Genomic DNA, 14,111 nt, shown 5'->3' on the forward strand with positions numbered 1-14,111 from the left:
TGCCTCCTGCCTCCTGCCTCCTGCCTCCTGCCTCCTGCCGCCTGCCTCCTGCCGCCTGCCTCCTGCCGCCTGCCTCCTGCCTCCTGCCTCCTGCCGCCTGCCTCCTGCCTCCTGCCTCCTGCCTCCTGCCTCCTGCCTCCTGCCTCCTGCCTCCTGCCTCCTGCCTCCTGACTTCTCCGTCCCCTGGCACAGCGCTTGCTCGCTTTCTTCAACAGTGCGATTTGCGCAAAGGAGGCTACGATGTGTGGTGGTATTCGCTTCAAGTACGACGAAACGCTTGAGCCCGCGCTGGCTGAGATGATCAGCCCGGCGCAGCTCGATCAGGCCCGCACGAGCGGCGTGGTCGAGAGCGTGTTCTGGGGCGCGCGCCCAATCCTGCCCGCGATTGTCGACGACAAGCTCCAGCTCTACGACTGGGGCAACCGCGACGACAGCCTCAAGCTGCCGAAGACCGGCTGGCTGCGCATCGAGAGCCTGGAAGCCGGCAAGTGGAACTACCTGCGCCCGCGCGAGGTCGTTATTCCGGCATTCCAGGGCGTGGAAAAAAAGGTCTGGTTTGGCATCGAGCACGGCATTCGCGGCTTTCTTGTCATGCGCGGCGACCAGGCACGCGTGTATATGCTCACGCTGCCGCCCACGCCCGAGTACCGCGCGCTCACCGGCCACGACCGCATGCCCGCGCTGATTGAGCAGGACGCAGTTGTGCCGCTTGTGGGCGCGGCGCAGCAGAAAAGCTTTGGCGCATAGCATACTCATGCTGGCAGTTTCCAGCCGCATAAAAAGTAAAAATACGGTATAATGCACCTAACTACGGGGCTACATCGTAGTTCAAAACAAAGAAGCCCTTCCTCCACGCCCTCACCACCTTCCCGAGGATTGAAGCCAATGCTGAGTGCAATGGTGCGCAGCCTTGAACTGCGCACTTTGTGTTTTGAAGGGGCAATTTTCCTATGATGTCGCAGCATACGCGCGAACAACTGCGCTTTTCTGGTGCAAGCGTACAAACGTCGCACATCGACGATGTGCTTATCACTGATCTGCGCCATGTTATTGCTGCACTCGGTACCGATGGTGGCATGAACAGCCCTTCGATCTACGACACGGCCCAGGTATTGCGTTTCGCGCCGCCGCAGGGCTTGATCTGGCCGGCCCTGGAATGGCTGGCCGAGCAGCAATACCCCGACGGCGGCTGGGGCGACCCGGCGGTGCCACGCGCGCGCGATGTTTCCACGCTTGCCGCCATTCTGGCCTTGCAGAAATATGGTGCCCGCCTGCAAGAGCGCCGCGCCATCCACGCCGGGCTGTCATTTTTGCGTCACCAGGCACCCTACTGGACGCACCTTTCGGATGATCTGCCGGTTGGCGTGGAGCTATTGCTGCCACAACTGCTGCGAGAAGCGTCGGCAGCTGGTTTGCCCGTTCAGGCCGCGCCGTATACGCAGCTCATCGAGCTGGGCGAAAAGCGCCGGAAGATGATCGAGTCGCGCCGCTGGCCGGCCGGCACGCCGCCAGTGCATTCCTGGGAGGCGTGGGGCACAACGCCCTATGCAGCAGAACTTGATGGCAGCGGCGGCGTGGGCCATAGCTCGGCGGCAACTGCGGCCTGGCTCGATGCGGCTCGCGCGAAACCAGAGCTGGCAGCCGAAAGCAAGCGCGCCGAGCGCTACCTGCAATGCGCCGCATCGATGACGGGCGTTGATCTGCCGGGTGTGGTGCCGGGCGTGTGGCCGCTCACGTGGTTTGAGCTGGTATTCAGCCTGTATATGCTCAGCACCGCGAACCTGCTCGATCACCCGGCCCTGCAGGATGTTATCGAGCCGCAAATCAGGGCGTTAAGCCAGGCATTTACGCCACACGGCATTGGCTTTAGCGATTATTTTATGCCCGATGGCGACGACACCGCCGCCGCGCTCGTGATCCTGCACAGCGCCGGCTTTCCCGTGTCGGCCGCGCCGCTGCGCCGCTTCGAGGCGGGCGATCATTTCTGCGCATTCCCCGGCGAGCTGCAGCCCTCGCTGTCGGTGGTGGCGCACGCGGCCCACGCGCTCCAGGCGCTGGGCGAGCCCGCCGATACGGCCTACGCCTATATCGCCCGCCAACAGGAAAGCGATGGGCGCTGGCTGGGCGATAAGTGGCAGAGCGCGTGGTTCTACACCACCAGCCAGGCAATTATTGCGCTGCCCTACGGGCCTTACGAGGATGCAATCAATCGCGCCGTCGAGCAGCTGATCAGCTACCAGTCGCCCGACGGCGGGCTGGGCGGCTACCACGGCTCAACCACCGAAGAAACTGCCTATATGGTGCTGGGCCTGCGCCATCTGCGGCGTCAGGGCGTGCTGTTCGAGGAAGGCATGCTGGCGCTGGCCGCCGCCGAGCGCTGGATGCTCGACAACTACCGACCGTTCCGCCAGCGCGCGCCACAGCTCTGGCTCGACAAAGATGCCTACCGCCCGCCGCGCCTGGTGCGCATCGTCGAGCTGGCCGCAACCCTGCCCGAGCGTTCGTAGGGCCTGCCTGGCTGGCGCTTGCCGAAGGGTAAAAAGAAAGGACGAAGGGCGTATGATAGCCCTTCGTCCTTTTCGTTGGTTTTGGCTCGCGTTATGCGCCCTGCCGCGCGCCGCAGTTCGGGCAGAACATTGCCGAGTTCGGCATCTGGAAGCGGCAGTTTGGGCAGAACTTGTTGCCCGCCACCGGCCCGGCCGCGCCCATTGGCGGCTGCGCTGGCTCGCTGCTGATCGGCACGTTCTGCGCCACGGGCGGCGCAGCTTGCGCGGGTGGCTCAACAAACACGTCCGCCTGCGCGCGCTTCAGCTCTTCTTCCTTCACGGTGATATTGCCTTGCAGGGCATCAAGCGCCTTCAGCAGCTCGCCCAGCGTCGGCGACTGAATCTGCCCGGCGCGGTACAGCTGAATCGCACGGTCGCCAAACTCGATCCGGTTGGCGTCGATCTGCCGCTTCAGGTCGTTGATCTCGCTTTGCAGCTTGGTCGTTCGCTGAAATTTGTCGGCCTCGAACTTTGCGCGGTCGCCTACCTGCGAAATCGTCTTGCTTAAATTATCGAGCAGCCCCATAGCGCCTCCATATAGCACATTGGCACGCCGCATTTGCGCGGCGTCACTGCTGCTTAGACGAGCGCAGCGCCTCGTTTGATGCAGCTATTGTACCAGAGTGCGCCCGAATTCGTTATGCTGGGAGACCAGCTAGAAAAGTCCTAACCACCAAGACACCAGGGCACCAAGAATTTATGACTCTTGGTGCCCTGGTGTCTTGGTGGTTATCTAAAAAATATTGCTGTTAAGCTGTCGGCACCAGCGGCACGCGCCGCCGCCGCCCTTCGCGCAGAAATGCCACCTGCCACGGGCTGCGTCCGTGCAACTCCTGCACCGCCTGGCGCAGCGCATCGACGCTGTCGGTCGTGCGGTCGCCCAGCGCCAGAATCATGTCGCCGCTTTGCAGGCTGGCGCGCGCCGCCGCCCCGCCCGGCGCAACATCCAGCAGCAGCACGCCGCGCTTCTGCTCAAGTGAAAGCGCCCGCTGCACCTCTTCGTCAATCGGCACATCCAGCCCGCTGATGCCTAGCGTGCCACGCGCAATGCTCTCGCGGTGCGCGGCCGTAATCTGCCCAATCGCGTCGAGCACGGCGCTGGCCGGGATGGCGAAACCAAGCCCCTGCGCAAACGGCAGAATCGCGGTGGTGATGCCAACCACGCGCCCCTGCACATCCACCAGCGGCCCGCCCGAGTTGCCCGGGTTGATCGGCGTGTCGGTCTGGATCAGCTCGCCCAGGTTGGTGTTGCGGTCGAGCGGCAGCGAGCGATTGAGTGCGCTCACCACGCCCGCCGTTACGGTGAAATCAAGCCCATACGGGTTGCCAATTGCCAGCACGAGCTGGCCCACGCGCAATGGCGCCGCCCGCAGCTCGGCCACCGGCAGGCCGCCCTGCCCCACGCGCAGCAGCGCCAGGTCGCGCTCGGGCCGCGAACCGATCACGCCTGCTGGCAGCGAGCGACCGTCGGGCAGCGTTACTTTCACACGCGAGGCGCCAGCGACCACGTGCGCATTCGTCACAATCGCGCCGTCGCTGCCATAGATCACGCCCGAGCCAATGCCCTGGCCGCGCCCGCGCCCGTCGCCGCGCCCCGTTTCCACTTTCACAACTGCCGGCCCGGCGCGCTCGGCTGCGCTGCTTATTGCGTGCGAATAGGCATCCATTGCTTCGCGTTCCTGCGCCACTGTACTCATTGCCTTCGCCTTTCTGCCCTCTGCGCCAGCCCAGCGCTCAGGGGAATGTTCTGTTGCAGTAGTATAGCTGCCTGTAATGTCGAAGTCAACGTAATTTTAGTTACACAATTACATTTCTTACAAAACTCTAGCACAAAAAAAGACGCGCAGCATGGTGCTGCACGCCTTTCGGTTTTGGGGAAAAGAAATGCCTACGGCTCGGCCAGCTTGTACCCAACACCACGCACCGTCACAATAATGCGCGGGCGCGATGCCTCGATCTCAACCTTCTCACGCAGGCGGCGCACGCACACATCGACAAGGTTGGTTTCGCCAACGTAGTCGTAGCCCCACACCTCGCGGAACAGCGTTTCACGGTCGAAGACCTGCCCGTAGTTGGCAGCCAGGAAGTACAGCAGCTCGAACTCCATCGGCGTCAGGTTCACGCTCTGCCCGCGCACGCTCACGCGGTGGCGCGGCTCGTCGATCTCCAGCTCGCCCACGCGCACAATCGGCGGCGCGGCGCGGTGCTTGTAGCCTTCCACGCGCCGCAAAATCGACTCGACGCGCGCGATCAGTTCGGCGGTTTTGAAGGGCTTGATGATATAGTCGTCGGCCCCAAGCTCGAAGCCATGCACCACATCCTCGGTGCCGTCGCGCGACGTCAGGATCACAATCGGCACGTCCGAGCGCTCGCGGATGCGCTGGCAGGCTTCAAAGCCATCGACATAGGGCATCATCACGTCGAGGATCACGACATCGAAGCTGCCGCCCTCGAAGGCTTTCAGCGCCTCCAGGCCGTTCTTCACCGCCACAATCTCGTAGCGTGGGTCTTTCAGGGTCACCTGTATAAGGGTGGCAATCGAGGGGTCGTCGTCGGCCACCAGAATGCGGCGGGTGGCGTTGCCTTCGTCCTGAGTGCGATCAGAGGTTCGTCGGATCAGTCGCATAGTTATTATGATTTACGGTTGACGATTTCGGATTTACGATTGCGAGGTTTTGGGCTTTGCAATCGTAAATCGAAAATCATAAATCGTAAATTGACTAGACGGCTTCTTCCAGCCGGCGGCGGTACTCGGTGCGCTCGGGCGCGCGGGGCACCATAATCGGGTGGCCGCGTTTTTCCACCACCTCGGCGTTGATGATACAGCGCCCGATATGCTCTTGCGATGGCACATCGTACATAATATCGATCAACACTTCTTCCACCACGCTGCGCAGCGCCCGCGCGCCCGTGCGCGAGGCCAGCGCCCGCGCGGCAATCGCGTCCAGCGCGTCGGGCGTGATCTCCAGCTCGACATGATCGAGCGCCAGCATTTTCTGGTATTGCTTGACAATCGCGTTGCGCGGCTCGGTCAGGATGCGGATCATGGCGTCTTTGTCGAGCGGTTGCAGCGCAGCCACCACCGGGATTCGCCCAATGAACTCGGGAATAAAGCCGTAGCGCAGCAGGTCGTCGGCGGTGCACTGTGACAGGAGGTATTCCTGGTCGAGCGTGCCTTCCTCGGCTGCGTGCTGGAAGCCCAGCGTGCGCCGCCCGCCAACCCGCCGGCTGATGATCTGGTCGATCCCTTCAAACGCGCCGCCGCAGATAAACAGGACGTGCGAGGTGTCGAAGGCGATGTATTCCTGCTGGGGGTGCTTGCGGCCCGGCAGCGGCGGCACATGCGCCACGCAGCCTTCGAGAATTTTGAGCAGCGCCTGCTGCACGCCCTCGCCCGAAACGTCGCGCGTGATCGAGGGGTTGTCGGCCTTGCGCGCAATTTTGTCGATCTCGTCGATGTAGATGATGCCGGTTTGCGCCCGCTCGACATCGCCATCGGCGGCCTGGATCAGGCGCAGCAGGATGTTCTCGACATCTTCGCCAACATAGCCCGCCTCGGTTAGGGCGGTGGCGTCGGCGATTGCGAACGGCACGTCGAGCACGCGCGCCAGGGTTTGCGCCAGCAGCGTTTTGCCGCTGCCGGTCGGGCCAAGCAGCAGCACATTGCTTTTGCCCAACTCAACTTCGTCGGGCTGGTGCGCCGAGCGCAGACGCTTGTAGTGGTTGTACACCGCCACCGCCAGCACAATCTTGGCGCGATCCTGCCCGATCACATACTGGTCGAGGCGCTCGCGCATGCGGCGCGGCACGGGCAGGCGGTGCGGCCCGGTGGCAATATGGCGCGTGGCCTGGGGCTGCGCTTCGGCTTCCTCAGCAATAATCGCGCTGCACAGGCCAACACACTCGTCGCAGATACACACAGTGCCGGGGCCAGCGATCAGGCGTTGCACCTCTTCCTGGCCCCGGCCACAGAATGAACAGACATACGCCCCGCGTCCGGTATTGCTGCTGCGAGTGCGGGCCATGGTAGCTCCTACATAAAAGGTAGCAGGCAGCAGGCAGAATCAATGCTTTTCTGCCCGCTGCCTACTGCTTGTCCTGGTGCTGGTTAGCGCTTGTCGGCGAGGTTCGCCATATCTTCACGCGTCAGGATTTCGTCAATAATACCGTAGTCTTTGGCCTGCTCGGGCGTCATAAACAGGTCGCGGTCGAAGTCGCGGGCAATGCGCTCAACCGTCTGCCCCGTGTCGCTGGACATGAGCTGGCGACCAAGCTGCTGCATGCGCAAAAGCTCACGCGCCTGGATCTCAACGTCGGGGCCGGAGCCGCGCGCGCCACCAATGGCTGGGTGCATGTGAATGGTTGAGTGCGGCAGGCTGTAGCGCTTACCCTTTGTGCCACCGGCCAGAACAATCGTTGCCATGCTGGCGGCCATGCCCACGCACACCGTCGAGACGCTCGGGCGAATGGCGCGCATGGTGTCGTAGATCGCCAGGCCGGCGTAGATTGAGCCGCCCGGGCTGTTGATATACAGCGAAATATCGCGTTCGGGGTCGTCGTGCTCAAGGAACAACAGCTGTGCAACAATAAGGTTGGCGATCTGGTCGTCAATCGGTGTGCCCAGCAGAATAATGCGTTCCTTCAGCAGGCGCGAAAAAATGTCGAAGGCGCGCTCGCCACGGTTGGTGCTTTCCACCACCATTGGGATCAGCGACTGAGGTTGCGGGGCGATCCACTCAACTTTGTTATTTGATGTCCAGTCCATTGCTGTCACTCCATCCTAGGAGGCAGTGAATGCAGGCGACGCGCTGTTCGGCAACGCCGCCTGTACTCGCTGCGGGTTCACCTACTCATCGGCCACAACATCGGCGGGTTCGGCTGCGGGCTCGGCGGCGGGTGCGGCTTCTTCGGCGGGCGCGGCGGGCGCGGTGCCCGTGGCGATCTCGAACAGCCGCTCGCGCAGCTTCTTATCAATGACCGTGCTGGCAACCGACGCGCGCAACTGCGTGCTGAGCAGCTCGCGGGCGCGGTCGCGCTCGGCTTCGTCATAGGTTTCGATCATGCGGTCCACCTCGGCGTCGACTTCATCTTCGCCGGCGGTGAGCCCCTCGGCCTTGACGATCTCGCGCAGGGCCAAGGTCGTCTTCAGGCGCTCTTCGGCCTCGGGCTTCAGCTCGTCCACGGCGTCGTCGTGCGTCTGGCCGCGATACTGCAGCATTTGCTCAAGGGTGATGCCATAGCGCTCAAGCTCGTGGCCGCGCTGGTGCAGCAACTGGTCGGCTTCCTGCTCGATCAGCGCGTCGGGAATGTCGTACTCGGTCTGCTCGACAAGCTGCTTGAGGTAGGCGTCGATCGCCTCGCGCTCCTGGTTGCTGCGCAGGGTTTCGGCCAGCTCGCCGCGTGTTTTCTCGCGCAGTTCGTCGAGCGTGCTTTCGCTTTCTTCCAGCACCGGCAGCTCGTCCCACTCGGGCAGGATGCGCTCTTGCAGGCGCTTCATCGTGACCTTGAAGGTCACGTCTTTGTCACGCACGCGCTCGTTTTCGTGATCCTCGGGCATGTGCGCAACGATCTCGCGCGTTTCGTCGGGCTCGATGCCGAGCAGGCCCTCGTACAGGCCTGGGATCAGGCGACCTTCTTCAAGCACGACATTGGTTTCGGGCACCTCGGTGCCTTCTTCGCGCTCTTCCAGCGGCTCGCCATCCAGGAAGCTTTCGAGCTGAACGGTCAGCTGGTCGCTCTGCTTGGCGGCGCGTGGCTCTTCCGGCTCGCGCAGCACCACATGCCGCTCGCGCCGCGAGTCCATCGCCTCGGTGAGCATTTCGTCGGTTACTTCTTTGGCTTCGTAGGGCACGCGAATCGCCCGGTAGTCGGGCAGCGTCAGCGAGGGATCAACCGGCACAGTCACGCGGAAGCTGAACGGCGGTTCGTCGAACTGCACCGTTTCGAGGTTGGCGCGGCCCACCGGCTCGATCTTTTCCTGGTCGAGCGCTTCTTTGAATGCTTTATTGACCAGATCTTCCGAGGCTTCTTCGATCAGGGCCGGGCGGCCGAAATAGTTTTCGACAATAAAGCGCGGGGCCTTGCCTTTGCGGAAGCCGGGGATGTTGTACTTTTGAGAAAGCCGCCGCGCCGCGCGGTCGAGCCCTTTCTCAACCTGCTCTTTGTCGAGCTCGATGTCGAGTGCCAGCAGGCTTTTTGGCAATTTTTCAGAGGAAACCTTCACAGGTGCTGCTCCAATGCTGAGTCACCATTTATAAGCGGTGCAATGATACTTCGGCACATTATAGCATGAAGGGGAAGTGCTGCAAAATATTTTCGGCATGCTGCTGCGGCGGCACCTGTAGCCAAGGGCCAAACGGTAGAGCCACAGAGAACACCGGGATCACGGAGCAGCGCAACCAAACTCTGTGCGCTCTGTTGCGTAACTTATGTACTCTTCGCTATTGGGCGACGCCGGTTTGGCCATGTTCGCATCGTTTCTAACAAATCTTTTACCATTACGGCGCGTGCTTGTCATCAAGCTGTCACGTCATGTTGGTACAGTATTCCTGCGGGCGGGAGAGCTGCTCACCACAAGGCTGGCAACAGCGGCGGGGTGGGCAGCCTCCATTTTATTTGCCCGGAAACGCACAATACAGTATCATAGCGCCAGCATCCACCGGCTTCAATAGTAGTCAGAGGGGAGATGGGCCATGCTCGAGGCGATTTTCGCCCCGCAGTCGGTTGCCATCGTTGGCGCCTCACCCGATCCAAGCAAGCTTGGGCATCGCGTTCTTCGGAATGTTGTCGATAACGGCTTCACTGGTCGCGTCATTCCCATCCACCCCACCGCCGATCAGGTTCTCGATCTTCCCGCTTTTCCTTCTATCTCTGCCGTGCCCGACCCGATCGACCTTGCGGTGATTGTGGTGCCAGCGGCGGCGGTGCTGGCCGTGGTGGAAGAATGCGGGCGCAAGGGCGTGCGCGGCCTGGTGGTCATTTCGGCGGGCTTTAAAGAGGTTGGCGGCGCGGGCAAGGAGCTTGAGCGCAAGCTGATTGCGCTGGTGCGCAGCTACAATATGCATATGGTTGGGCCGAACTGCCTGGGCATTATCGACACCACTACCAAGCTCAACGCCTCGTTCGCCGCGCTCATGCCAAACCCCGGCCAGATCGCGTTTATGTCGCAGTCGGGCGCGCTCTGCACCGCCATTCTCGATTGGAGCAAGAGCGAGGGCATTGGCTTTTCGCGCTTTGTCAGCCTGGGCAATAAAGGCGATGTCGACGAAGTTTCGCTCTTGCAGGAATGGGGCGGCGACGACGACAATCGCGTGATCCTGGCCTACTTGGAAGGCATCAACGACGGCGCGGCCTTCATCAAAACCGCCCGCGAAGTCACCCGCGAAACGCCAGTAATCGCGATCAAGAGCGGCACGACGCAGGCCGGCACGCGCGCGATCTCGTCGCACACCGGCTCGCTGGCCGGATCGGAAAATGCCTACGAGGCCGCCTTCAACCAGAGCGGCATTCTGCGCGCGCGTTCAATGGAAGAATTATTCGATTACGCGCTGGCCTTTGCCTACCAGCCACTGATCCCCGGCAAGCGCGTGGCGATTGTCACCAACGCCGGCGGGCCGGGCATTATCGCCACCGACGCGGCCGAGCGCAGTGGGCTGGCGCTGGCACAATTCACGCCCGAAACGATCACGCTGCTCCAGCGCGACCTGCCACCCGCCGCAAGCGTGTTCAACCCGATTGACGTGATTGGCGATGCGCGTTCAGATCGCTATCGCGTGGCGCTCAAGGCCGCGCTGGCCGACCCGAATGTCGATGCGGTGGTGGTGCTGTTCACGCCGCAGGCCGGCAGCGAGCCCGAAGAAACTGCGCGCGTGGTCGCCGAGCTTTCGGCCAACCAGCCCAAGCCAGTCGTCACCAGCTACATGGGCGCGGCCAGCCTCGGCCCGGCGCTCAAGCTGCTGAACGAACATCGCATCCCGAACTACGCTTTCCCCGAGCGCGCAATCGCCGCCCTGCGCGCCATGGCCCGCCAGCGCGAGTGGAGCGAGCATCCCGCCGGCGAATACGTGCGCTACGATGTCGATGGCGAGCGGGTGCGCGAGGTGTTTGCCCGCGTGCGCGCAGCCGGGCGCGTCGAGCTGGGCGAGATCGAGGCGCGCGAGGTGATCGAAGCCTATGGCATGCGCCTGCCGAAGTCGAAGCTGGCGCGCTCGCCCGACGAAGCCGCCGCAATCGGCACCGAGTTCGGCTTCCCGGTGGTGATGAAAATCTCGTCGCCCGATATTCTGCACAAGAGCGACATTGGCGGCGTGAAGGTGGGCGTGCCCGACGCCAGCACCGCCCGCGATATCTATGAGCTGATCGAGTATCGCGCCCGCAAGTACAACCCCGACGCAACGATCTGGGGCGTGCTGGTGCAGGAACAGGTGCGCAAGGGCCGCGAGGTGCTGGTGGGCGTGAACCGCGACCCGCAGTTCGGCCCGCTGGTGGTGTTTGGTCTGGGCGGCATTTATGTCGAGGTGCTGAAGGACGTGGCATTCCGCCTGGCCCCAATCACACGCGAAGAGGCGCACGAGCAAATCCGCGAGATCCGCACCTTCCCGCTCCTGCGGGGCGTGCGCGGCGAGGCGCCGGCCGATCTGGTGGCCGCCGAGGAAATCATCCTGCGCGTGTCGCAGCTTGTCACCGATTTCCCCGAAATTGTGGAGATGGATATCAACCCGCTGGTGATCCACAATCAGGGCGAGGGCGCGATCGTGCTCGACGCCCGTATTATTCTGCAGGGATAATCTGAGTTTTGAATTTTAAGTGTTGAGTTTTGAATTGTTTAGACGCTATCTCAAAATTCAAAACTCAAAACTCAAAACTTAAAACTGAGCGCTTGTGAAGAAGGAGACCGCGATGGCAACCCTCTACGTCGCCTCGACCGAGACCTTTGTCGGCAAAAGCGCCACCTGCGTCGGCTTGCTCGACCGGGCGCGGCGCGATGGGTTTACCGCCGGCTACATGAAGCCGGTGAGCGTCTCGGTCACCCGCACCGAAGACGCGACCATCGACGAAGATGCCGCGTTTATTCGCAAACACTTCGGCCTGACCGACCCGCTCGACAAAATGGCCCCGGTGCTGGTCACGCAGCGCGTGGTCGAGTCGATCATTCGCGGGCAGGGCGTGGATTTCGCGCGCCGCCTGAACGAAGCCTACCTGAGCGTCTCGCGCGACAAAGACATTATGATCCTCGAAGGCGCGAACCACTGGGCCGAAGGCTCGCTGGTCGAACTCTCAGCCGATCAGGTTTCCGACATGCTGCAGGCTCCTGTGCTGCTGATCTCGCGCTACCGCCCTAAAGTCGCGCTCGACGCGATTCTGGCGGTGCAACGCTACCTGGGCGACCGGCTGCTGGGTGTGCTGATCAACGGCGTCGACGAGCCGCAGCTCGATTTCGTACGCACGCGCGTGGTGCCATTCCTCGAAAAGCGCGCCATCCCGGTGTTCGCCACACTCACGCAAGACGCGCAGCTCGCCGGCGTGACGGTGGCCGACCTGCACGAACATCTTGGCGGCCAGCTCATTGGCAACCCGGCCTGGACAAGCAAGCTGATCGAGCACCTGCTGATCGGCGCGATGGGTGCCGACGCCGCGCTGTCGCACTTCCGCCGCCGCACAAACAAAGCCGTGTTCACCGGCGGCGATCGGGTTGATCTGCAGTTGGCCGCGCTCGAAACATCGACCTCGGCGCTGGTGCTCACAGGCAATATTCGCCCTTCGCCCGCCGTACTCGACCGCGCCGAAGATCGCGAAGTGCCGATCATCCTTGTCACCGACGACACGCTCACCACCGTCGAGCGCGCTGAGGGCATTTTCGGCCAGGTCCGTTTCAAGCAGGATGCGAAGATTGCCCGATTCATCAGCCTGCTCGACGAAAACTTCGATTTCGCCCGCCTGTACGACCAGCTCGGGCTGAGCGTCGCGTAGCGGTTTCATCACTAACACCGACGAAGGCGTTACTGAATAACCCAGACATTTCGGCCATAATAAGGCGGTTTGCCCGGCACCTGGAAAAATAGCTGACCGTCCACGCAGGCACCGCCGCCAGCGCGACGCGCTGGCGGCTGGTGTCGCTGTGGTTTCTATACGGCCTGTCCATACCCTAGCAAGGAGATTTTATGTCAAGCATTATCGAAGAAATTGTCGCGCGCGAAATCCTCGACTCGCGCGGCAACCCGACGGTGGAAGTGGACGTATTGCTGGAAAGTGGCGACCTCGGGCGCGCAATCGTGCCGTCAGGCGCATCCACAGGCGCGCACGAAGCGATTGAGCTGCGCGACGGCGACAAGAAGCGTTTTGGCGGCAAAGGCGTGCTGAAAGCGGTCGAGAACGTCAACTCGACAATTGCCGAAGCGCTGGTGGGCCTGGATGCCGCCGATCAGGTTGGCATCGACGCCGAGCTGATCGAGCTTGACGGCACCGACACCAAAAGCAAGATCGGCGCAAACGCGATTCTGGGCGTCTCGCTGGCCTGCGCCAAGGCGGCGGCCGCTGCTACCGGCCTGCCGCTCTATCGCTACCTGGGCGGCGTCAACGCGCACGTGCTGCCTGTTCCGATGATGAACATCATGAATGGCGGCCAGCACGCCACCAACAGCACCGACTTCCAGGAATTTATGGTCATGCCGGTCGGCGCAGAAACCTTCCGCGAAGGCCTGCGCTGGGGCGCGGAAATCTACCAGAGCCTGAAGAAAGTGCTCCACGACCGCGGCCTCACCACCACCGTTGGCGACGAAGGCGGTTTCGCGCCGAGCCTGCCCAGCAACGAAGCGCCGCTCCAGGTCATCATGGAGGCGATTGAAAAGGCTGGCTACAAGCCCGGCGAGCAGATCATGCTGGCGATGGACCCGGCCTGCACCGAGCTGTACAAGGATGGCAAGTACCACCTGGCACGCGAGAATAAAGTGCTTTCCAGCGCCGAAATGGTGGACTACTGGGCCGACATTGCCGCCCGCTATCCGCTGATCTCGCTCGAAGATGGCCTGGCCGAAGACGACTGGGAAGGCTGGTCGATGCTGCGCGCCAAGATTGGCGATCGCGTGCAGCTGGTGGGCGACGACCTGCTGGTGACCAACGTCAAGCGCCTGAAGCGCGCCATCGACGAGCGCGTCGCCAACTCCATCCTGATCAAGCTCAACCAGATCGGCTCGCTCACCGAAACGATGAACGCGATCAGCATGGCCCAGCGCGCCGGCTGGACGGCAATCGTCTCGCACCGCTCGGGCGAAACCGAGGACGTGACGATCGCGGACCTTGTGGTGGCAACCAACGCCGGCCAGATCAAAACCGGCGCGCCCGCCCGCACCGACCGCGTGGCGAAGTACAACCAGCTGCTGCGCATCGAGGAAGAGCTGGGCGACATTGCGCGCTACGCCGGCCGCCAGGCCTTCAACGTCACGCGCTAAACATCACTCGGCTTCCGAACCTGCCGCGCGCCCATGTTTCAAGCCGAAACATGGGCGCGCACTATTCGTCTATACTTTGCATGAACCAATCTCCATCAAATCGTGTCGGCTCAGCGAG

General features: G+C 62.5%; 11 protein-coding genes. 5 read left to right on the forward strand and 6 right to left on the reverse strand.

Annotated features, from left to right (window positions below; genetic code table 11):
* Nucleotides 1-240 precede the first annotated feature (240 nt).
* Together M1P90_RS23975 and M1P90_RS23980 are read left to right on the forward strand one after the other, a co-directional pair.
* The gene (locus tag M1P90_RS23975; protein ID WP_483698016.1) at nt 241-747 is read left to right on the forward strand and encodes a hypothetical protein; all 507 of its coding nucleotides are present in this window, start codon (nt 241-243) and stop codon (nt 745-747) included.
* Nucleotides 748-950: 203 nt separating this feature from the next.
* Nucleotides 951-2,507, forward strand: a complete 1,557-nt coding sequence (locus M1P90_RS23980) for a hypothetical protein (protein WP_483698018.1) — start codon at nt 951-953, stop codon at nt 2,505-2,507.
* A gap of 91 nt (nt 2,508-2,598) precedes the next feature.
* Here M1P90_RS23980 and M1P90_RS23985 read toward each other — a convergent pair whose 3' ends face one another.
* The 6 genes from M1P90_RS23985 to tig all read right to left on the reverse strand — a co-directional run bounded on the left by M1P90_RS23985 (nt 2,599) and on the right by tig (nt 8,769).
* The gene (locus M1P90_RS23985; RefSeq protein ID WP_483698020.1) at nt 2,599-3,072 is read right to left on the reverse strand and encodes a zinc ribbon domain-containing protein; all 474 of its coding nucleotides are present in this window, start codon (nt 3,070-3,072) and stop codon (nt 2,599-2,601) included.
* A gap of 223 nt (nt 3,073-3,295) precedes the next feature.
* Complete coding sequence (locus M1P90_RS23990) at nt 3,296-4,243, reverse strand: S1C family serine protease (protein WP_483698022.1); 948 nt, start codon at nt 4,241-4,243, stop codon at nt 3,296-3,298.
* Nucleotides 4,244-4,434: 191 nt separating this feature from the next.
* Nucleotides 4,435-5,172: a response regulator gene (locus M1P90_RS23995; protein ID WP_483698023.1), complete on the reverse strand. Its 738-nt coding sequence runs from the start codon at nt 5,170-5,172 to the stop codon at nt 4,435-4,437.
* A 94-nt stretch (nt 5,173-5,266) separates the two neighbouring features.
* A complete protein-coding gene (clpX, locus tag M1P90_RS24000) occupies nt 5,267-6,571 on the reverse strand; it encodes an ATP-dependent Clp protease ATP-binding subunit ClpX (RefSeq protein ID WP_483698025.1) in 1,305 nt (434 codons plus the stop codon).
* 83 nt (nt 6,572-6,654) lie between these two features.
* Nucleotides 6,655-7,311, reverse strand: coding sequence for an ATP-dependent Clp protease proteolytic subunit (locus tag M1P90_RS24005; protein ID WP_483698026.1), 657 nt, complete (start codon nt 7,309-7,311; stop codon nt 6,655-6,657).
* An 81-nt stretch (nt 7,312-7,392) separates the two neighbouring features.
* Nucleotides 7,393-8,769, reverse strand: a complete 1,377-nt coding sequence (tig, locus tag M1P90_RS24010) for a trigger factor (protein ID WP_483698028.1) — start codon at nt 8,767-8,769, stop codon at nt 7,393-7,395.
* Nucleotides 8,770-9,238: 469 nt separating this feature from the next.
* On the opposite strand from tig, the gene acs reads away from it, so the two are divergent.
* From acs to eno, 3 genes are all read left to right on the forward strand, one after another.
* Complete coding sequence (gene acs / locus M1P90_RS24015) at nt 9,239-11,332, forward strand: acetate--CoA ligase alpha subunit (protein ID WP_483698029.1); 2,094 nt, start codon at nt 9,239-9,241, stop codon at nt 11,330-11,332.
* A 112-nt stretch (nt 11,333-11,444) separates the two neighbouring features.
* Entirely contained in the window at nt 11,445-12,515 is a 1,071-nt protein-coding gene (locus M1P90_RS24020; protein WP_483698031.1) for a phosphotransacetylase family protein, read from the forward strand.
* A gap of 191 nt (nt 12,516-12,706) precedes the next feature.
* Nucleotides 12,707-13,993, forward strand: coding sequence for a phosphopyruvate hydratase (eno, locus tag M1P90_RS24025; protein ID WP_483698032.1), 1,287 nt, complete (start codon nt 12,707-12,709; stop codon nt 13,991-13,993).
* Nucleotides 13,994-14,111: the final 118 nt, after the last annotated feature.

The sequence above is a fragment of the Kouleothrix sp. 19917 genome (assembly GCF_057073505.1).

What these genes read in the sequence shown, in the direction of transcription:
- M1P90_RS23975 (WP_483698016.1), top strand. Translation starts at nt 241, where the DNA reads ATGTGTGGTGGTATTCGCTTCAAGTACGACGAAACGCTTGAGCCCGCG.
- M1P90_RS23980 (WP_483698018.1), top strand. Translation starts at nt 951, where the DNA reads ATGATGTCGCAGCATACGCGCGAACAACTGCGCTTTTCTGGTGCAAGC.
- M1P90_RS23985 (WP_483698020.1), bottom strand. Translation starts at nt 3,072, where the DNA reads ATGGGGCTGCTCGATAATTTAAGCAAGACGATTTCGCAGGTAGGCGAC.
- M1P90_RS23990 (WP_483698022.1), bottom strand. Translation starts at nt 4,243, where the DNA reads ATGAGTACAGTGGCGCAGGAACGCGAAGCAATGGATGCCTATTCGCAC.
- M1P90_RS23995 (WP_483698023.1), bottom strand. Translation starts at nt 5,172, where the DNA reads ATGCGACTGATCCGACGAACCTCTGATCGCACTCAGGACGAAGGCAAC.
- clpX (WP_483698025.1), bottom strand. Translation starts at nt 6,571, where the DNA reads ATGGCCCGCACTCGCAGCAGCAATACCGGACGCGGGGCGTATGTCTGT.
- M1P90_RS24005 (WP_483698026.1), bottom strand. Translation starts at nt 7,311, where the DNA reads ATGGACTGGACATCAAATAACAAAGTTGAGTGGATCGCCCCGCAACCT.
- acs (WP_483698029.1), top strand. Translation starts at nt 9,239, where the DNA reads ATGCTCGAGGCGATTTTCGCCCCGCAGTCGGTTGCCATCGTTGGCGCC.
- M1P90_RS24020 (WP_483698031.1), top strand. Translation starts at nt 11,445, where the DNA reads ATGGCAACCCTCTACGTCGCCTCGACCGAGACCTTTGTCGGCAAAAGC.
- eno (WP_483698032.1), top strand. Translation starts at nt 12,707, where the DNA reads ATGTCAAGCATTATCGAAGAAATTGTCGCGCGCGAAATCCTCGACTCG.